The sequence below is a fragment of the Gaetbulibacter aquiaggeris genome (genome assembly GCF_044003965.1).
In the GTDB taxonomy this organism is placed as follows: Bacteria; Bacteroidota; Bacteroidia; order Flavobacteriales; family Flavobacteriaceae; genus Yeosuana; species Yeosuana aquiaggeris.
This window is the reverse complement of the sequence record NZ_JBAWKC010000001.1, coordinates 793,163-813,249: the sequence shown is the minus strand read 5'-3', so window position 1 is coordinate 813,249 and position 20,087 is coordinate 793,163. Positions and strand designations below refer to the sequence as shown.

The 20,087-nt window shown below is 31.9% G+C and carries 16 protein-coding genes; 3 read left to right on the top strand and 13 right to left on the bottom strand.

Going from position 1 to position 20,087, the window contains the following annotated elements; genetic code table 11:
- Nucleotides 1–94: 94 nt before the first annotated feature.
- The 4 genes from V8G56_RS03410 to V8G56_RS03395 are packed head-to-tail and all read right to left on the bottom strand — an operon-like array spanning nucleotide 95 to nucleotide 3,172.
- Complete coding sequence (locus V8G56_RS03410; protein ID WP_395437053.1) at nucleotides 95–844, bottom strand: cyclase family protein; 750 nt, start codon at nucleotides 842–844, stop codon at nucleotides 95–97.
- A complete protein-coding gene (gene hemW, locus V8G56_RS03405; RefSeq protein ID WP_395437052.1) occupies nucleotides 844–1,974 on the bottom strand; it encodes a radical SAM family heme chaperone HemW in 1,131 nt (376 codons plus the stop codon). Before hemW ends, V8G56_RS03410 begins: the two co-directional genes overlap by 1 nt.
- On the bottom strand, nucleotides 1,974–2,528 hold the full coding sequence (ruvC, locus tag V8G56_RS03400; protein ID WP_331631458.1) for a crossover junction endodeoxyribonuclease RuvC: 555 nt from the start codon (nucleotides 2,526–2,528) through the stop codon (nucleotides 1,974–1,976). The genes hemW and ruvC overlap by 1 nt, the downstream gene beginning before the upstream one ends.
- Nucleotides 2,525–3,172, bottom strand: coding sequence for a cell envelope biogenesis protein OmpA (locus tag V8G56_RS03395; RefSeq protein WP_395437051.1), 648 nt, complete (start codon nucleotides 3,170–3,172; stop codon nucleotides 2,525–2,527). The genes ruvC and V8G56_RS03395 overlap by 4 nt, the downstream gene beginning before the upstream one ends.
- Before the next feature lie 171 nt (nucleotides 3,173–3,343).
- Between V8G56_RS03395 and V8G56_RS03390 the strand changes: the two genes are divergently transcribed.
- Both V8G56_RS03390 and V8G56_RS03385 read left to right on the top strand, forming a co-directional pair.
- Nucleotides 3,344–4,174, top strand: coding sequence for a lysylphosphatidylglycerol synthase domain-containing protein (locus V8G56_RS03390; protein ID WP_395437050.1), 831 nt, complete (start codon nucleotides 3,344–3,346; stop codon nucleotides 4,172–4,174).
- Nucleotides 4,174–5,307: a glycosyltransferase family 2 protein gene (locus V8G56_RS03385; protein WP_395437049.1), complete on the top strand. Its 1,134-nt coding sequence runs from the start codon at nucleotides 4,174–4,176 to the stop codon at nucleotides 5,305–5,307. The genes V8G56_RS03390 and V8G56_RS03385 overlap by 1 nt, the downstream gene beginning before the upstream one ends.
- A 45-nt stretch (nucleotides 5,308–5,352) precedes the next feature.
- On the opposite strand, the gene V8G56_RS03380 is transcribed toward V8G56_RS03385, so the two are convergent.
- A complete protein-coding gene (locus tag V8G56_RS03380) occupies nucleotides 5,353–5,829 on the bottom strand; it encodes a hypothetical protein (protein ID WP_395437048.1) in 477 nt (158 codons plus the stop codon).
- 139 nt (nucleotides 5,830–5,968) lie between these two features.
- Here V8G56_RS03380 and V8G56_RS03375 point away from each other — a divergent pair, with 139 nt between their 5' ends.
- Complete coding sequence (locus tag V8G56_RS03375; RefSeq protein ID WP_395437047.1) at nucleotides 5,969–6,472, top strand: DUF456 domain-containing protein; 504 nt, start codon at nucleotides 5,969–5,971, stop codon at nucleotides 6,470–6,472.
- A 235-nt stretch (nucleotides 6,473–6,707) separates the two neighbouring features.
- Here V8G56_RS03375 and V8G56_RS03370 read toward each other — a convergent pair whose 3' ends face one another.
- From V8G56_RS03370 to V8G56_RS03335, 8 genes are all read right to left on the bottom strand, one after another.
- Nucleotides 6,708–7,385, bottom strand: a complete 678-nt coding sequence (locus tag V8G56_RS03370) for a DNA-binding response regulator (protein ID WP_395437046.1) — start codon at nucleotides 7,383–7,385, stop codon at nucleotides 6,708–6,710.
- 11 nt (nucleotides 7,386–7,396) lie between these two features.
- Nucleotides 7,397–9,175: a tetratricopeptide repeat-containing sensor histidine kinase gene (locus V8G56_RS03365; RefSeq protein WP_395437045.1), complete on the bottom strand. Its 1,779-nt coding sequence runs from the start codon at nucleotides 9,173–9,175 to the stop codon at nucleotides 7,397–7,399.
- A gap of 168 nt (nucleotides 9,176–9,343) precedes the next feature.
- A complete protein-coding gene (locus V8G56_RS03360) occupies nucleotides 9,344–9,490 on the bottom strand; it encodes a hypothetical protein (protein ID WP_395437044.1) in 147 nt (48 codons plus the stop codon).
- Nucleotides 9,491–9,871: 381 nt separating this feature from the next.
- Entirely contained in the window at nucleotides 9,872–10,882 is a 1,011-nt protein-coding gene (locus V8G56_RS03355) for a LacI family DNA-binding transcriptional regulator (protein ID WP_395437043.1), read from the bottom strand.
- A gap of 412 nt (nucleotides 10,883–11,294) precedes the next feature.
- Nucleotides 11,295–11,882: an HD domain-containing protein gene (locus V8G56_RS03350; RefSeq protein WP_395437042.1), complete on the bottom strand. Its 588-nt coding sequence runs from the start codon at nucleotides 11,880–11,882 to the stop codon at nucleotides 11,295–11,297.
- A 15-nt stretch (nucleotides 11,883–11,897) separates the two neighbouring features.
- Nucleotides 11,898–12,416 (bottom strand): Pycsar system effector family protein, encoded by a 519-nt coding sequence (locus tag V8G56_RS03345; protein WP_395437041.1) that lies wholly within the window; start codon nucleotides 12,414–12,416, stop codon nucleotides 11,898–11,900.
- A gap of 57 nt (nucleotides 12,417–12,473) precedes the next feature.
- Nucleotides 12,474–14,462 carry an adenylate/guanylate cyclase domain-containing protein gene (locus V8G56_RS03340; protein WP_395437040.1) on the bottom strand — a complete coding sequence of 663 codons (1,989 nt, stop codon included), beginning with the start codon at nucleotides 14,460–14,462 and terminating at the stop codon, nucleotides 12,474–12,476.
- Between the two features lie 7 nt (nucleotides 14,463–14,469).
- Nucleotides 14,470–20,007 carry a S8/S53 family peptidase gene (locus V8G56_RS03335; RefSeq protein WP_395437039.1) on the bottom strand — a complete coding sequence of 1,846 codons (5,538 nt, stop codon included), beginning with the start codon at nucleotides 20,005–20,007 and terminating at the stop codon, nucleotides 14,470–14,472.
- Nucleotides 20,008–20,087 lie beyond the last annotated feature (80 nt).

Genomic DNA, 20,087 nt, shown 5'->3' with positions numbered 1-20,087 from the left:
ATACTATTGCTCATTCCTTTTGCCCAATAGCTAGCGGTTAAAAAATGATGAATTACTTCAACTTGAAGTTTACTTTTATCAGTAGAAATCTGAATCATTCCATTATTTTATATAAAACCGGCTTACTTGGCGTTGCGTCATTTTCAAAAGGGGCAATTTGAAGATTTAAAAAATAAGTACCGTCATCAACAGTATTAGGTACAAAAATAAACTCAGTAATGGTAGCCTCCATTCTTAGTTTTCCGGAAGTATTCCAAAAGGCGTTATGCGCTAATAACTCGCACTCATCTTTTTCTTTATCAACGCTCGGCAAATCTATAAGTAAATGATTGACCCCTTTTTCTTTTAAATAGATAGCAGCTTCTTCTAGTAAGTAGGTTGGATTTGTATTTGAGTATTGCATTGATAATTTATCCTTCATATTAGGAATGGTTCTGATTACAACGGCATCCCTTTTTTTGTTTCCTAAGGCAAATTGAATTTGTTTTTTTGAAATCACAAAATCACCTTTAAGTTTTTCAGGAGCTACGGTAATAACCTCCGCTAAAAAGAAAAACTGTTTTAAATTTTGATTGATAGAATGTACTTTTTCAGTAATATGACCAACACATTCTGTATGGGTTCCATGCGCATGCGGATTAAAAAAAATGTTGTTAAAATTAATACATGCGCCATCTTTTACAGTTGCAATCCATTCTCCATCTTTTACAGGCTCTATTATTGGAGGATCCACATACCAGGCATTTACGTTGCTTTTTGAAGCACGCATTGGAATAGAAATATCAAGAGATTGCGATAAATCAATTTGATATTTTTTTGAATTGTATTGTATTGTTGCAATCATTATAAATTTATTTTAAATAGATCTGAAGCTATACCATCACTCAAAAATTTGCCTTTTTTGGTGACTAATAATTTGTGATCTTTAAGATACAACAAATCATTTTTTAAATGAATAGTTGCCTGTTCTAAAAGATAGTTTTTATAGTTTACCCCAAAATCTCGTTCTACTTTTATAATAGAAACGCCCCAAATAGTGCGTAAACCCGTCATAACATACTCATTATACTTATCTGTCCTTGATAAGGTCTCTATTTCAATAGGCAATCTGTTTTCTTGTAAAGCTTTTATGTATTTTGCATTATTTCTAACATTCCAACCGCGTTCATTTCCATTAAAAGAATGTGCTGAAGGACCAATACCCAAATATGATTTTCCTTGCCAATAAGCCGAATTGTTTTTACTGAAATAAGCCACTTTTCCAAAATTTGACAATTCATAATGTACAAATCCTTTAGCTTCCAATTTTTCAATTAACATATAAAATTGTTGCTCGGCTAAATCGTCATCAACATTTGGAATAATGCCTTTTTTAATAAAACTATCCAATGCCGTTTTTGGCTCTACCGTTAAAGCATAACTGGATATATGTGGAATATTATATGATAAAACCGTATCAATATTTTCTAACCAGCGTTTATGACTCAAGCCCGGAATACCGTAAATTAAATCGAGAGAAATATTATCAAAATATTTTGTAGCTTCTTCTAAACATTCTTTCGCCTCAATAACGTTATGAGCGCGATTCATGAGTTTTAAATCATCTTCAAAAAAAGATTGGATGCCTATACTTAATCTGTTAATAGGTGTATTTGATAATCCCTTAATTCTAATCCCGGACAAATCATCTGGATTGGCTTCTAAAGTAATTTCCGGATTTTCTGAAACCTTATAATTTTTAAAAACGGCATCTATTAATAACTGTAATTCAGAATTAGATAAAAGACTCGGCGTTCCACCTCCAAAATAGATGGTTTCAACTGGTTGATTTTTAAATTCATCCTTTCTTAGCCCTAATTCTTTTACCAAAGCTAAAACCAGTTCATCTTTCTTTTTTAATGAGGTTGAAAAATGAAAATCACAATAGTGGCAAGCTTGCTTACAAAAAGGGATATGAATATAAATACCAGACATTACTTTTTAACTCTGCTTTCGTTTTGCTTAACAAAGGCACTCCAACCTGTATAGCTTTTACCAATCTCAACACGTCCTTCATTATAAAAATGACAAACCGCAGCCGCCAAACCATCAGTTGCATCTAAATTTTTAGGCAAGGTTTTCAAGTTTAATACACTTTGCAACATTTTAGCAACCTGCTCTTTACTGGCATTTCCGTTTCCAGTAATGGCCATTTTAATCTTTTTAGGAGAATATTCTGTGATGGGTATTTCTCTACTTAAACCGGCGGCCATTGCCACCCCCTGAGCTCTTCCTAATTTGAGCATACTTTGCACATTCTTACCAAAAAAAGGAGCCTCTATGGCAATTTCGTCGGGGTGATGCGTATCAATCAATTCAATAGTTCGCTCAAAAATCAGCTTTAATTTTAAGTAATGATCTTCATATTTTTTTAAATCCAGTTCATTGAGTTGCATAAATTGCATCGTTTTTCCAACTACTTTTATGAGTCCAAACCCCATAATAGTCGTTCCTGGATCAATCCCTAATATAATTTTTTCTTTACTCATAAATTACAGTATTGACATCCATTTAGTGATATCGAAATACCTAATGCAACATACATTAAATCATCGTTAAACGAAAAACCATCAACATTAAAATCATATTTGTTATTACCTGCTAAAGAATAGGCATAACCAAAATCCCCGTAAATTGATAAAGAATTTGAAAGTCCATAATGGATTTCCATTCCACCCAAAACGTTAGGATAGGTGTTTTTGTTTTCACGAAAATCACCTAAAGGTTGACTAAAACTTATTCCCGGTCCGGCATGTGCAACGGCCGTAATTCGTTCAGGTAAAAAGCTAAGTAATGATCTAAGGTTATAAACAATTTGAGCGTTCACACGCGTATAATTTAACTTAAACTCATTGGTAGACTGAATACCTTCAGAAGCCCTATTAAAACCAACATCTAGTTTGGCCCCTAGGCTTTCCGAAAACATATGCTGAATCCCTAAATTAACTGTTGGAAAATTTATATAATGTGTCCAATAGCCCGGATTTTCACCCGTATCAATAGGATTATTTACACCTACTGCTAATTGTAATTTCCATTTTTCTGCATTAGTCTGAGAAAAACCAAATGCTGTAAATAAAACTATTATGATCAATAACAGTTTTATATTTTGTTTTTTAAAATTGAACGTCATAAAATAATTATTGATTTAATTTGCACTATGTATTTCGAAGGTCTTTCATACAAAAATAAACAATTCTTTTTTGCACTTATTAAAATAAGCCTAGTTGTTATTGCTATTTATTTTATTTATCAAAAACTGACAAAAAACAGCACATTAGAGTTTTCTCATTTTATCCAAATTTTGTCAAAAAATAAGGCATTTACTATTAATACCGTGGTGTTTTTAATGAGTTTAACTTGTTTTAACTGGTTTTTTGAGATTTTAAAATGGCGACAATTAGTATCAGCCGTGCAGAAAATAAGTTTTAAAAAATCGCTTGAACAATGTTTAGGATCCTTAACTGTTTCGCTATTCACTCCCAACCGAATTGGAGAATATGGCGCAAAGGCTTTATACTTTCGTTCTACTTTCAGAAAACGCGTTCTATTAATTAATGTAATAAACAATTTAATTCAAATGCTTATTACGGTTATATTTGGACTCATAGGAATGCTCTTGCTTTCACAAAGTCAAAACCTTCAAATTAATGGATTAAAATTTATTAAAATACTGCTCATTGGTATTTCATTTTGTACATTAATTATATTAATTTTTAGAAAAACAAATATCAAGATCAGAGGGTTTTCATTAGAAAGCTTAAAATTATTCTTATTTAAATTTCCTAAAAAAATTATTACACTTGGTCTGTTATTTTCATTATTTCGTTATCTCATTTTTTCATTCCAATTCTTTTATTTATTGCTATTATTTGGAGTTGAGATCGGCTATCTTGAAGCAATGAAATTTATTACAAGTATGTATTTTTTAGCTTCCATTATACCTTCTATATTTTTATTTGATGTGGTCATAAAAGGAAGTGTGGCTTTATATCTATTCTCTCTTCTTGGTATTAATGAACTGGTTATTTTAAGTATTGTTACTTGTATGTGGATTTTAAATTTTGTGACTCCAAGTATAATAGGTAGTTTTTATGTATTACATTTTAAATTTCCTAAAAACAAAGACTGTTAATGACCCTAGTTATATCCATCATTACAATTATGTACTTGCTTTTAATAGCAGGTTTTATTTATGGGTTTGAAAAAGTAAAAGAATTCAAACTGGCCAATCTTCAATCAAAGACAACATTTTCAGTTATTATCCCATTTAGAAATGAAGCGAAGAATCTCCCTCAACTTTTAGATTCTATCCAATCATTAAAATATCCAAAACATTTATTTGAAGTTATTTTTGTTAATGATTTTTCAGAAGACGATTCTGTTAATATTATAAATTCAAATCTTTCTAATAAACCATCAAATGGCATTCATTTTTCAATAATAAATAATATTTCAAAGACCAATTCTCCAAAAAAAGACGCCATTACTGCAGCCATCGATCTGGCAAAATATGAATGGATAATCACTACTGATGCTGATTGCATGCTTCCAGAATACTGGCTTGAAAGCTTTGATGAATTCATTCAAAAAAACACGCTAAAATGTGTGGCAGCACCAGTTACTTATCACATAAAAACCACCTTTTTAAACAGATTTCAAATGCTTGATATACTAAGTTTACAAGGAGCTACCCTAGGAGGTTTTGGAATAAAAAAACCTTTTTTATGCAATGGCGCCAATTTTGCCTACCAAAAGGAAGCTTTTTTAGAAGTAAAAGGATTTGACGGGAATACTACCATTGCAAGTGGCGATGATATTTTTTTACTTGAAAAAATGGTGTATCGATACCCTGATCATGTGCAATTTTTAAAATGTCAACAAGCTATTGTAATCACAAATTCAGAAAATTCCTGGGAACAATTAATAACTCAACGTATTCGATGGGCCGCTAAGACAAGTAGTTATAATAATGGCTTTGGGAAAGTTACTGGATTTATTGTTTTACTTATGAACTTTATAGTTCTTTTAAGTTTATTAGGGTCTATTTTTGGTCTTTTAAAAACAAACATCTTACTTTATATTGTTTTTATTAAATTTAATATTGATATCTTATTAATATATAAAACCGCCACTTTTTTTAATCAAAAAGGAGTATTAAGAAGTTTTTTATTGGGCTTTTTATTATATCCTTTTTTCAGTGTTTATATTGCCTTTCTTTCTCTGTTTAAAGGTTATAAATGGAAAGATAGAAGCTATAAAAAATAACAACTTTTCTATGGAATTTATGATAGCTCCAATTTTATATATACCTTAATTTACAGATATAATTACCGGTAATTTGAATTCTGTTTTAACCTGCTGACCACGCTTTATGGCTGGAAATATTTTAGGCAAAGAGTCCAGTCCATGTAATAATAAGTCTTTTATATTTGGTATTTCCTGACTTGTTAGAGAGTCTACTTTTATATGTAACACTGATAACTCCCCTTTTTCAGATATTTGAAGCTGAAGTAATAAGGTGTCTTCAATATTTTGAGTCACTACAATAGTATCCTTTTGTAAAAACCTTGTGATATGTGTTGTTAAAACATATTCAAAACATTGTTTTCTTTTTTGTTTTGAAATGGCAGAATCACATTCTGGAAAGGAAGGATATTCATCTACTTCATTCCAATTAAAAGTTTGTAATTCCTCTTTTAAAATAGCATCAGAAGATGTTTTTTTTACATTAAAATACTCACATGACATGAGTATTAAAAAACCTAGAAAAACACAAATTTGTTTCATTAATGACAACTGAGACCGAAAAGTACAATTTTTTTATATTTTAATAACTTTTAAAATATAAAATGGAAGCGTTTTAATTAGTAATTTGTAACAATCACACTTAACTTTAGACCAATTTAAGTAGTATTTATAAATTCCTATGGACGTTATTCTGGTAATTCTTTCAGCTTTATTTATTGTAGTAGGTTTGTTTGGTAGTGTATTGCCCATTCTTCCAGGCCCCCCTTTAAGTTGGTTGGGTTTATTAATATTGCATCTTACAAAGACCGTTCAAATGAGCAGCAGCTTATTAATTATAACTGGAATCATTGCTGCTATAATATTTATTATGGATTATATGATCCCTGCCATGGGAGCCAAAAAATTTGGTGGCAGCAAATCTGGTATGATAGGAACTACCATCGGCCTGGCAGTTGGTCTGATAAGTCCTATTCCGGGCGGTATTATTATAGGTCCCTTTTTGGGTGCTTTTATTGGAGAAATGTTGAATAAAAATAATTCAAAAACCGCCTTTAAGGCCGCTATTGGTTCCTTTATAGGATTTTTAGCCAGCACCTTTATCAAATTTATTGTTTCAGTAATTTACCTAGGAATTTATATCAGTACGCTTTGGCAATATAAACATGAGTTGTTTACTTTTTAAAAATAAGCGACCCCATGGGTCTCTCACCTCCATGGGGTCAATGTAAATTGCTATTTTGTCAACAATAAATTGAGGGATTAATTAATTTGAAGAGTTGACAATACAAATTTATAAAGATACATTTAAACTGAGGTGCGGTAAAACCGTAAACCAATGAAATCAGTTATATTTTTGCGTAATTTCTGCTAAATAATCTATTTAAGGCGATGAAAATATTACATTTAAAAAAATGAATTTACAATATAAAACCTCTTTTTCTGGCCTCGTTAATGAGGGTCTCATCCTGACCATCATCCACTAAGAAAATTTCCTTTAAATGCTTTTTACGCTTTTCAATTGCGCTTAATGAAATATCCAAATGAGACGCAAGACTCTTATTTTTGGCTCCTTGCGACAGCAAATACAGTATCTTTCTGTTTTTATCATCAATGACAATATCACTTTCATTAGTTTTTCTTAAGTGGCTATTAACAGTCCCACTGTAAAATGGCGGATTATGAAGCACTGCCTGAAACGCGCTTGCCAGTTCACTTGAAGTTAAATCACTTTTAATTAAAAACCCTTCTGGGTCTATCGTTTTTACTATGTTATGAATCCGGTATGATTCATCAAACATGGTTAAAATGATAATTTTTGCTTTTGGTAAAATTTTACGTGCATAAATAGCTAAATCTTCTCCGGAATTCATCACACCGTCTTTAGACGGTGGCAAACTTATGTCGACAAACAGCACCTGATACGGCCTTTCTGTCTTAACAGATTTATTCATAAACGCAACAGCTTCATCACAGTTGTTAGCTATATTAATATCTAAAATCTGACTTTCCTTCTTTGTAAATTGAAGCGTATTTTGATATCCTTCAATAATCATAGGATGATCATCAATCATCAATATTCTTATAGTTTCAGTCATACCATTTAAAGTTAAATTGGAACTTGTATCTCTACCGTTGTTCCTTCTCCTTTTTTAGAATTAATTCTGATCTCTCCATTTATTTCATTAACTCTTGAGTTAATGTTTTTTAATCCAATTCCAGATTTAGCTTTGTTGACATCAAATCCAGAACCGTCATCTGTTATGCTTAATAAAATTACATTATTTTTTAAACGAATCCCAATCTTTATATAATTAGCATTGGCATGTTTATAAATATTATGTAAGGATTCTTGTATTATTCTATATAAATGTATTTTCTTTTTATTGGAAATATCTTCCCAATTAATGGCATCATCATGATTAAACTCATAATTTAATTTATAGGCCATGGTTTGACTATCTAATAATGTTTTTATAATATCTAAGAACCCTGAGCCGCCAATAAAATCGGCATTCAATTCATGAGAAACTTTTCGAATATCCTCTTCAATTTTCTTAAGATCCTGAATATATTTTGCTCTTGTTGTAATGGCTTCCTCACTTGCCGCCATATTTAAACTATCTAGACTCAATCTGGTTCCGAATAAGCGTCCTAAAACACCATCATGCAGCTCTTGTGAAATATTTTTCTTTTCTAAGACTCTTGCTTCTTCAATTTTTTCTTGCTGTGAAAGCATCAAATTATAAATTTCTTCGTTGGCTTCCTGCTGCTTTTGAACAAACCGAAGCTCATTGTTTTTTGAACGTTGGGTGATGATGATATAGATCAATAAAGCTGAAATCAATAAAATAATTGAAATAATAGTGAGCCATAATTTTTCTCTTGCAAATTGAATATTTTTCTGTTCAATTTCTTTGGTTTCAAAACGTATACGGGCAAATTTATTTCTTACATTTCTTTCATTTTTAACTAAACTATCATTTAGCTTAATGTATTTATTATAATATAATACTGCTAAACTATCTTCCTCTATTTTAGAAAGCAAAAGTAATGAGGTTAATAGTTCGTCGTTGTGATAATTTTCTGCAATATTTTTTGCTTTATGTGCATAATACTTAGCAGAATCAATATTTTTTATATCATAATAATACTCCGCTAAATGTTGATTAATTATAATAGAATTATAATTAGCGCCTATGCTATCACAAATTTTTAGAGCCTTTAAAAATAAATCTGGAAGCTCAGTCAAATCTTTTGCTAGATATAATGTATGTGCATAATTATCTATAACTAAAGCATAAAAGTCTGGACGTTCAATAATCAAATTTTTATCCTTTAAAATTTGACTATAACTAGCTATTGCCAAGTCATATTGACCTGATTTTTTATATGAAAGCGCTAGATTATTTTTAGAATTGTCTAATGTACGCTTATTATTTCCATTTAACTTTTCTTTTAATTCTATTGCTTTTTTATAATATAGAATTGATTCATTAAATTGTTCCAATTCTCCAAAAACAAGACCCAGATTATTATAAATAAATGATTTGCACTCATTAACATCATTTGTTTCCTTTAATTGATCTAGTAAGGACAATGCTTCTATTGATGTAACCTCACTTCCTGTAAAATCCTTTTCATTACATTGTATAACTGCTATTCCGTAAAATGTTTTTGCTAATTGGTATTGAAGATTTTTTCTTTTAAAAACTTTCTCAGCTTTATGATAATAAGCATAAGCACTATCCGCAACCAAAGAGTATCTATATAATTCTCCAATAGTATAATTAGCAATAGCTATTGTAAGTGAATCTTTATTAGGCTTGCTTAAAACATGCCTTTGAATAGAATCTATTTTTATAAAATTATCTTTTACTTGCCCCAAGACAGAACACAAGCTTAACAATATAAAAAAATAGGTGAGATTAAATTTCAAACTAAAGACATTAGAGACTAATACCTCAAATGTATTTAATATTTTTTAATTACCACAAAATAAAAAACTCTTTACTTAAAGTAAAGAGTTTTAGTGTATCAATTACTAATTCAATTATTAGTCATGTACTCCACCTCCAGTAAAAAGTGTTTCATTACTAGTTGGTGCTACTAACACATCATCTTCATTTAAATCTTGTTTAGTGCAAGAAGTAAAGGTTGCTAAAAACAAAGCTACTATTAAAGTAATTTTTAAGGCTTTCATATCTATTCGGTTTTAAGGTTATACAAATTTTTCTCTATAATTATTTTTAAATAATACAATTCATGTCAAGACTTTGAAACCAAAATCTTAATGAGGGAAAAAATGGATAATTAATTTAAAATCGAATGCACAAAAGCGCACGCGTGTTTTTCTATTTATTTTTTTGAGGGATATGACATTGCTGTCAATGAATGGATTAATTTTCTTAAAAAGCAGAGGGAATATAAATGCGCCTAATAAGAGCTGCTAATATAGGTTAAAACGCACTACTAAAAAAAAAATAAACGACAAAATGTCATTTTTTATCGATAAAAAGTAAATTATGTTTGATTAATTATCAAAATAATCGACGAAATACACAAAAACATCCCTTTAAAAAACTTAGGATAAAGTTGACCCACCATGTATTAAACTCGTTTTTATGATTTTAGTTGAATAATCCACGTCATTCAATGATTTGTTTTGAAGTCTTTTTATGAGTAATTGTGCAGCACAGGCACCAATATCTTTCGCATGCTGACGTATGGTTGTTAATCTAGGAATACAATGATTAGACATGGATTTACTGGTATACCCAATAACCGAGAGGTCTTTAGGGACTTTAAGTCCAAAACTTAGGGCTGTATTTATTGCAATAATACCTGATGAATTGTCCGCAGAAATGATACCGTCAATAGACCTATTTCCCTTTAGAAACTCGCTAATTTTTTGTTGCCCATCATCTAATCGATTTATTTTTAAAACAGACCCTTTTACCTTAGATTCTTCATTAATCGCCTTTAAAAAACCCTTTTCTCTTAACTTACCAACACTCAAATCATCTATGTTACTGATAAAAGCAATATGTCTTCTGTTTTCAACAATTAATTTTTTTGTAGCATGATAAGTAGCTTCAAAATCATCCACAATTACCTTATCACATAAAACATCATTGGCAACTCTGTCAAACATCACAATAGGTAGCCCTTGACTAATTGTTTTTACAAAATGCGCTGTTTCGTTCTTAACCTGTGTTTCTTTAGCAACGGCCAAAATAAATCCATCAACACTGCCATTTGCCAGTAATTGCAAACTACTGATTTCCTTTTCTAATGATTCATTAGAGATACAGGTAATAATGTTATAACCCTGCTCTGTGGCTTCTCTTTCTATTCCGAACAATACTTTAGCTAAAAAATGGTTCAAGACGTCTGGAATGATAACGCCTATGGTTTTTGTTTTGTTCTGTTTTAAACTCAAGGCCACTTTATTTGGTTTGTAGTTATATAAAGCGGCAAGCTCCTTAACGCGTTTAACAGTCTCTACCCCAATCTCCTCACTGTTATTAAGAGCTTTAGAAACAGTAGATATTGAAACGTTTAACTCTTTTGCTAATTGTTTTAATGTAACCATACTATTAACGCATTGATTTCCTGTGTGCAATTTACGAAAATAGCGGTTAAATAATTAAACGCAAAATTTTAAAATAATAATACCTAGGTTTTTAAAAAATGACTACAAAAAAAAGACGCTTAACTTATTAAGAAAGCGCCTTTTAGCTATTAATCATTTTGAGACTGACAGTCTATAACCAACCACTACAAAGGTAAAATCTTAATCATTAACAATGCGTAACAAATGTTACATAAGAGAAGTTAAATAGCTAGTTGATAATTAGCCTTTTATAAATCAGTCGTTTATCGGTTTCCGATGGTATAATATATATTTTTTTGTTGGTATCAATATTTTCAAGAGGAAGAAAAGTTTATTTTTAAAATAACTAAAAACTAGTGTCATAGTATTTAAACCATACACTTGATTCTATTTATGATTCCACAATGAGTTTTTTAATTTCTTTAATTCTCCTTTCCTTCGATGGTTGTCTGTGTTTTTTTGCAAAGTCAGTATGATATTTATGAGCCTCCAGAAATTTAATTTGAGCCTTATTCCAATCATTTTTATTAGAAATTACGGAAACCGCTTTCAATTCCTTATATAATCGATCACTGATTTCGTAAAAATCCTTTCTACCTAAATAATCTAAATCTGAATCACACATGATATGTTCTAATTCATTATTTGGAGACTGAGGTATCCGCGTTGCTCTAATGAGACCTTGAACAATCTTGATGTCATTCTTTGAAAAACCACAATCTAGCATTAATTCTTCTGCCATTTCCACGCTTTTTTCTTCATGTTCTACATTCGTCTCTGTAAACCCTAAATCATGCAGTAATGCGGCTATTCTGAGCAGGAAGGCGCTTTGTTTATCGATATTTTTTCTCCTGATATACTGATTCACTACCTTAACAACATCTAAGGTGTGTTCAACATTATGATAATAAAGTTTTTTTGATAATCTAGATTTTAAAATGCCTAAAGCTTTTCTTCTAAGTTTTAAATATCCTTTCATATTAATGACCATCTATTAATATGAGAGTGTTATTAACCAATATCCAATTATTAAAACAACAAAAACAAAACTTAATCCAAAAAAGAAAATGGACTTGTGGACGCATTTAAATTTAGCTTCAATAATTTTGCTTTCTACATGTATTTGTTCTCCAAGTTGTTCAAACAATTCCTCTTCTGTAGTGCAAACTTCAATTAATTTTTTGGTATATTCTTCTGCTGTACCAAAGGCATTCACTGCATCCCCAAAAAAGAACACGTTTTTTTTATATTTCAATTCTATTTGTGGCTTAAAACATTTAAAACAATAAAAAACAGAAAAAATTACACATACAAACCATAAAACAGTAAGGATCACAAAAACAGGACTTGATTGCAACAGCCCCTCAAGTTCTTCGAACCGGTCAAAGAATAGACCTAAAACAAGACCATGGAAAGAAAAAATAACACCTGCCTTAAGCTCTGAAGCACGAATGAGTTTTTCGAGTCTTTCCAATTGTTCCCAATAATTATTTGGATCATGAATAAGTGTCATGGCGTTTTTATTTTCAATTCAACATTTTAAATATAAAAATAAATATACAATTAATATTTATGTGTTTACGTTTTGAAATTGAAGTTGATCTAAATAGGCTTGGTTCTTTATGCCGTTTACAAAATACATTTTCATCATTCCTCTGTTTTTAACTTCAATTTCTCCGCGGTATTTGCATTGAAATACATCCTTGACCAGTTCATAAGTGTTTTCTGAGATATTTATTCTACCTGGGTTTGAAAGTGTTTCCATTCTTGAGGCCACATTGACTGTATCTCCCCAAATGTCGTATGCAAATTTATGTATCCCAACCACACCCGCCACAATAGGACCTGTATTGACACCTATGCGAATATCAAAATGAGTGATGTCCTTCTCCTCATTTTGCTTTGATTCTTCAATAAATTGCACTATTTCAAAAGCGGCCAATATCATTTTAAAAGGATGGTCATTTGTTTGAAATGGTAAACCCCCGGCAGCCATATAGGCATCTCCAATAGTTTTAATTTTTTCCATCCCATATTTTTCCATTATTTCATCAAACTTAGAGAAATAGTAATCCACACTATTCACTAATTCTTCCGGAGATAAGTTTTTTGCATATTCCGTAAATCCTTTAAAATCAGTAAATAGAACGGTTACCGAATCAAATTTTTTCGCCTGAACTTTACCATTTTGTTTTAACTCAAGAGCCGTTTCCTCGGGTAGAATGTTATGCAATAAACTTTCTGATCTATTTTTTTCTTCTTCAATGATGCGATTGGTTTGTCTAATAAAATTATAACGCCTATACAACCCTAATGCAAAAAGAAATACTAAAAATATCGCAATTACAGAAGCATAAATAATATCCTGCTGCTTCTTTTCTTTAAGTTGTTGTATTTGTGACTCCTTTTCTAAAAGACCAATTTGATCTTCTTTCTTTTCTAAATCAAAATCAAATTGAAGCCCACGTATTTTATCGTCTGTTGCCAAATTAAATAAGGAGTCTTTTTGCGCTACATAAAGCTCTTTATACTTATAGGCATTTTTATAATCTTTATTCAAGGCATAAGCCTTTGATAAACCTTGATAAATATCTCTTAATTCATCATTGGCCTTAATTTCCTTGGCAAGACTTTCTGCTTCGCTATAAGATTTTTGAGCCTTTTCAAAATTATCCTGAATATAAACCTCTCCAAGACCTTCCAAAGCCTGAACCATCTGAAGTTGTTGATTATTTAATTTTGCTATTTGATAAGCTTCATTAAGATATTTTATGGAGTTTTGTTTGTTATTTTTCTTTAAAAGTACCTTACTTAATTTAATTAAGTTATCTGCTCTATTCGTAATAATCTGATTGCTTGCTAATGCTTCCTGATAATAATTTAAGGCCTCATCATAAAGACCTTTTTTAAAATAAACTTCTCCAACGCCCTTTAAGTAACTATTGGTAGTTTGGGAATCATTTAAATCATTACGGTAATCGTTAAATTTATTATAATATTCCAAAGCCTTGTCATAATTGTTCATTTCAGCATATAAGCCTCCAATATTCAATAGCACTGAAGATATTCTCAGTGGATCCTTTGATTTTTCTGAAATATTTAAAGAACGTAAATAATAATCAAGAGCTTTGACATTACTACCTTGGCTGTAATAGATTGCACCCAAATTATTAACCAAATTGGCAATTCCAATAGTGTCATGTATCGATTCAAACTCTTTTAAAGATTGTGTCCATGAATCGAGTACATTTAAATAATCCCCTTGGTAATATTGTGCAAGACCTATATTTTTTAAAGAATATGCTTTCCCCCTCGTATATTTTAATTGAATAGCCAATGTATTAGCTTTTCTTGCATATTCTATCGATTGTTTAATGTCTTCTGTATTTAGAACTTCCTTACTAAGTTCATTTAACGCAACCACCATTGAGGTGTCTTTAACGCCTGTTTCAACAATTCTTTTTAAACTATCTATCTTATTGTTTTGCGCAAACATAAGACTTGATAGCATTCCAAAAAACGCAACTATAATTAAAGATACCTTACGGTTTATACTCATGAAAACATTATTCTTTTAAAATATTATAGGTTCGAACATCTGTGCTGCTGGTTATCCTAACAATATAAATACCGGTTGACAAACCGGACATATTTATTTCTTTTGTTGAAAACGGTTCAGCAAAGGTGCCTGCGTTAATAACTACAAAGCCATACATGTTTAAAACCAAAACGGACACATTATTTTCAACAACATTTTGTTTAATATTTAAAATCGTCTTTACCGGATTAGGATAAATTGAATAGGCTCCGTCAAGTTTCGCATCACACTTGCCGCTTTCACTGGTTGTAGCAGAAGAAATGGAACTTTTATGAGTACCATCATATGTTGTTAAACTCCACACTAATTGTTGACCATCAAATCTAATTTCAAAAGTGCCACTACCAGGCATAAAAACAGTTGGTAATTGTCCTTTAAACTGTGTTCCTGTTAAAAAATTATCTGGGCCATCATTAACATAAACCGGGTACTCATTATCATTCTCATATCTAAAAACGGCAGTATATATTAAACCGTCGATAGCATTTGGATTATAACTCACACAGTCAGCATAAGAGCGTACTTTTTTAGCATTTTCATCAGCAGGATTAATAAATAAATGAGCTTCATTAGATATAATGGTATAATTTTTCGGATCTGTTATTTGCACGTAATATGCACCAGGTAGGGTTGTGTCATAATATGCTACGCCATAATCATCAACAAAGTAATAAGGAATACCATTTTCAAAAACGGTAGTTCTATTTTCATCATTATATGCAAATGCTCCAAACTCAAATGAAAAAGCAACTGGTTCTCCTTGACCCACAATAACTGAGGTAGGCGAAATGGTCACACTTAATTCGGCAGGTACAATTCTTAATCTACTATGATTGGAACCATAACTATTAATCACATAATTTTGAGTTCCTTCTATCAATATATTGTAATCACCCACACTTAATTTATCACCTACTTCATAATATAGACCATCCTTTTCAAAAGAATATATAACACCATTTGGGTAGACATCAAATGCCGTTTCATCATAGGCAAAGCCTCCAAAATCAGTCACTAAATTATTGACATTAAAACTTCCATAAGGCGTTTCGTAATAATCAGTTTCAGGATGTAGTTCTTTTGGATCAATAGTTAATATGCCATGGTCATCTGCATAAGCTATCTCATAGTTTTCAGGAGCCATAACTTGAATAGCATACACTCCAATTGACTTCACATCATTAATATTGTAAGCAATATTATTCTCATCAATAAATAAATAAGGAATAGCGTTTCCAAAAACAGAGGTTATGGATTCATCATAAGCGAAACCGGAAATTTCAGTAGTAATAGTATTACTGATATTATCACCATACTCAAGATCTAGAGGTCCTGTTTTAATAGTCAAGAGCGCTTCAGAAATGGTTAATTTGCCTCTGTTAGGATCGTTTTCAATGATGTAATTATCGCCGTCAACATCTTCAATAAAGATATCATATTCACCAACACCCATTTTTAAAGCACCATTGATAGTATACTTTTCAACATCCCCTGCTTTCATAAAATAATAAGGAATAATTCCATTACTATCATTTAAAACATCTTGGTTTTCAACATCTGGATAGGCAAAACTTCCAAAATTTGGAACTATTACCGGCGTTTCTCCATATTTAACAATAACCGGATCAGGATTAAATGATAAGGTTGCTGGTATAATTTTTAATGTCCCATGAGTATCATCATTCGCGCTATTTATTAAATAGTTTTTAGGATTTCTAATCTTTATCTCATAATCTCCAAGTTCTTTCAGTTCAGATAGCTCAAATTCCACATCGTTTTTAACAAAATAGAACGGTACACCATCCGGGAAAACAACGTCCACAGATTCTTGAAATTCACCTTCAAAGGCCCATCCATCAAAGGTTGTCAATTCTAAAAGCTGAGCTTCAGTGATTGCCTCACCATAAGGAAGAATAATATTATTAGTACTTACACTTAAATCCTTTGGATTAATCACCACACGTCCTACACCATAGGTAATATTGAAATTTGCTGACATTGCATTTAAAAAGGCCCCAGGATATACATAATGTCTGTCCTCTTCAGAACCTGTTACATCAATTCCCGTTAGCATATTTAATGCATAAATCTCTGATATAACCCGCTCATTATCTGAACCATCCTCCGGTGGTGCATCTTCAGCATCAATAATTGTAAATACGTCTGCATAATCTTTGAATGGTCTCTCCGGATCATCACCGTTAACTATTGCTTGAAACTTATTCACAATCGCTTGAAACTTATTTTCTATACCTAATTCTACATCTCCTTTAAACAAATCTTCTGAATTAACTATTGCTTGAAACTTGTTCACAATTGCTTGGAATTTACTGGTTGTTCCATCATCAAAATTCTGACGGGCAGAGATATAGTTTGTGAAATTTTCATTATCTAAATTTACTATGTTCATACCATTAACAATCGCTTGAAACTTATTTTGAATAGTGCGCTCTGAGGCACTCCAACTACCACCATTTAAAAAACTTAAATCATAATCATTAACAATAGCCTGAAATTTGTTGACAATGGCTTGAAACTTATTAGGTATCCCATCTTTAAAGTCATTGGCATGTGTTTGATCAATTAGTGATCTAAAACTCGCTTCATCAGAAATTCCTGTGGAATCAAAAGCATAATTAAATGAGACATCTATTGGATCTCCATAAGAATAAACAACCTCAGGAGGCGTAATTGTTAAATCTTTTTTAGTAATTGTTAAATACCCGATTTTACCAATTTCTGGATTAGAGTCTACATAACCAGAAATAAAATTCACCTGATATTTATCAAATAGCTCTTGTGATAATGGTTCAGCAAATGAAGGTGTTACTACATAATCAAAAACAATAGGATAACCACCTTCAGCCAGTTTAGCGTCTGCACCAGAACTTAATTTTACTTCTGGAAATCCTAAAGACGCCATAATTTCAGCATACGTGAGCGATGTATCAATCTCTTCTGGAGGCAATCCTTGTACAAAATAAGATAAGCTAATATCTTGCCCGTATTCAAAAACCGCATTATTAGGGACAATATTAATCGCATATTTCCCGTCTGGTAATATTTTAACCGGATCAGAAAAACCACCATTACCCTCGGTTCCAGGCTTTGGTTGGGTATAAATAGTCACCTCCGGATTTCCTGTAAATTCAGGAATGGTTGCAATAATTTCCGTATCAGACACCACCTGAATATTGGTAAGCTCTTTACCATCAAAATAGACTTTCGCCGGATATGGTTCTGAATTTTGAGCAGGGAAAAACTCTCCAATAATAGATACCGAAATTGGTTCTGCACCCACGTTCCCACTTAAAATAGTTAAGGACGTAATTTTAGCCGTTTGTGCTGCAAGACTCTTAAAAGCATTTAACGTATTGATGAATTGTCCATTGGATCCATCGCGAGCAGTAAAATTAACAGAGGTATTTTTGAATTTTTCCAGTGTTTGATCTGCAGTAAATATGGTAGATCCTGAACCATCCGGATACCAGTATGGTAAAGCAGACCTTAATAAAGCCATAGCTGCTGCTGCATGAGGTGCCGCCGCCGAAGTACCATAAAAATTGAGTTTATCATCTTTATCACAGGTTTCACAGGTAGCTAATTGCCCAATGGTTGTTGAAGCCGTATTACCTCCATCAGGGGCATACAGGTCAACTAGAAGATTTGTTTGGTCCTTTAATAAGCCTCCATAACTTGAAAATGCTTCTGCTATTGGATTTGTTGCATACCGATAATCTACAGCTCCTACAGTAACAGATTCTGGAGTCATAGCATGTCCACTTACTGTTGGCACTCCATTGCCAAAATATTCAGGAAATTTAAGCCCATCAGGTGTTCCACCTTCTGCTGATGTTCTGAAGGCTATATATCTAAACGGCACATTAGTAGCTCCTGTTGCATTGGTAATTAAAATATTGGCATCGCCAGTTCCTGTAGACTTAAATACAATTATTTCAGTAGGATCACCGTTAACATTCACACGATTATTCCCAACCAATAATCGCCCTGCATTATCAACTACGTAAATATCTAAATCATTGCTGGCACCAACCTGATTTTGTTGTGAAGCAGCGTATTCCTTCCATTGTAATACTAATAAATAAGTACCGGGAACCACACTTATTTTTTGAAGATAATCTTGAGATCCATCTGCATTAGTTCCGAATACATGAGCGCGTGTTGGACTTCCGGCAGTAATAAAATTAGTTACCGGTAAACTTGAGGAACTATTAAAAGTAGCCTGATATCCCTTATTCGCGATATTACCGGCAGAGGTATAGTGAAATTTACCTGATTGACTCACATAAGATTGTATCTCTTCAGAAATTCGACCAATTCCAAAAAACGGCTCGGTAATAAATGTAATATCATCCACAATAATGTCACACCCTACCTCTTTTAATGCTTTAAATCCTACTTCAAATTGTCGCGGAGAAGCAGTCGCAGTATGAAAAGCCATTGCTGCACCCGGGGCCACATCATGAATAATTTGCATCATAGCCCTTCCTTCATCTGAGGATTTATATAAATTATCTTTTAAAACCTCTACTGCCTCGGGTAATTCACCATTGGCGATATCTAAGGCAGCAAAACCAGGAACACCCAAAGCCATATCATAGCTATCTGACAAAACACCTACTTTGATTCCTGAACCATCAACAGGAACAATATTACCATCACTTTTTATCACTCTAAAGGATTCACGCACCGTGTTTGATGTTTGGGCAGCATCACCTTGCGTAGACACTCCTCCAGAATTATTATAGGCGGGATATACAGGTCTAGCAAAATTGATAATATTGGCGTAATTGTTTAAAATACAAAGATCTTGGGGTTTAAAATAAACATCAATTGCTGCTAAATTAGTATACTCTGAAATATTAAGTAAAAAATCGGAAACTGCAATATTAAAAGGAGCGCCTTGTAATAAGTTAAGAACATTTTGCATTTGCCCCTCCTTAGGAACGATCTCAACAAGAACCTTACCTGCAGCTATTTGAAAAATTAATTCTGAAGGGGTCTCTCCTGCTACATTATCACAAAGAGAAGATAACTCCTGACCAATAAGATTGTAAGACTTTCCATTGTTCCCAATGACTGGAAAAATAAAACCGTCATTTGCTGAGCATTTTGCTGAATTTGCATTGGCATAAACAGTATGCACATTACCATTACTAATAATGGTCCACTCAACATAATCGTTCGGACCAAATTCTTTAGTAAAAACCTTATTAACGGAACCTGGTTTGAATATATTTAAACCTTTAGCTACTTTTTTTCCGTTATTATATTTTATCGTGCTGGCAGATTCATCTATAACAACCTCTTTATTTGAAGGGTTATAATAACTAAACGTTGCTTGATAAATTCCATTGCCTAAATCCTTTACACAATAAAGTACGGGCTCAATATCTTTACTTTTTTGTGCAAACGACTGCATTGAAATAAAAAAAAGAAACAAAATAACAAATAAGCCTGGGTAATTAGCGTGGTTGGTTTTCATAACGTGGTTGGTTTTCATAATTTCATAATGAGAGTAATAAAATTTTACAAAAAATCACTCTTATTTCTGGCCTTATTGCA

Excerpts from the sequence above, each read along its gene's own strand:
- V8G56_RS03380 (WP_395437048.1), bottom strand. The coding sequence starts at position 5,829 with ATGAAACAAATTTGTGTTTTTCTAGGTTTTTTAATACTCATGTCATGT.
- V8G56_RS03410 (WP_395437053.1), bottom strand. The coding sequence starts at position 844 with ATGATTGCAACAATACAATACAATTCAAAAAAATATCAAATTGATTTA.
- ruvC (WP_331631458.1), bottom strand. The coding sequence starts at position 2,528 with ATGAGTAAAGAAAAAATTATATTAGGGATTGATCCAGGAACGACTATT.
- V8G56_RS03355 (WP_395437043.1), bottom strand. The coding sequence starts at position 10,882 with ATGGTTACATTAAAACAATTAGCAAAAGAGTTAAACGTTTCAATATCT.
- V8G56_RS03335 (WP_395437039.1), bottom strand. The coding sequence starts at position 20,007 with ATGAAAACCAACCACGCTAATTACCCAGGCTTATTTGTTATTTTGTTT.
- V8G56_RS03375 (WP_395437047.1), top strand. The coding sequence starts at position 5,969 with ATGGACGTTATTCTGGTAATTCTTTCAGCTTTATTTATTGTAGTAGGT.
- V8G56_RS03350 (WP_395437042.1), bottom strand. The coding sequence starts at position 11,882 with ATGAAAGGATATTTAAAACTTAGAAGAAAAGCTTTAGGCATTTTAAAA.
- V8G56_RS03345 (WP_395437041.1), bottom strand. The coding sequence starts at position 12,416 with ATGACACTTATTCATGATCCAAATAATTATTGGGAACAATTGGAAAGA.
- V8G56_RS03360 (WP_395437044.1), bottom strand. The coding sequence starts at position 9,490 with ATGAAAGCCTTAAAAATTACTTTAATAGTAGCTTTGTTTTTAGCAACC.
- V8G56_RS03370 (WP_395437046.1), bottom strand. The coding sequence starts at position 7,385 with ATGACTGAAACTATAAGAATATTGATGATTGATGATCATCCTATGATT.
- hemW (WP_395437052.1), bottom strand. The coding sequence starts at position 1,974 with ATGTCTGGTATTTATATTCATATCCCTTTTTGTAAGCAAGCTTGCCAC.
- V8G56_RS03340 (WP_395437040.1), bottom strand. The coding sequence starts at position 14,462 with ATGAGTATAAACCGTAAGGTATCTTTAATTATAGTTGCGTTTTTTGGA.
- V8G56_RS03385 (WP_395437049.1), top strand. The coding sequence starts at position 4,174 with ATGACCCTAGTTATATCCATCATTACAATTATGTACTTGCTTTTAATA.
- V8G56_RS03395 (WP_395437051.1), bottom strand. The coding sequence starts at position 3,172 with ATGACGTTCAATTTTAAAAAACAAAATATAAAACTGTTATTGATCATA.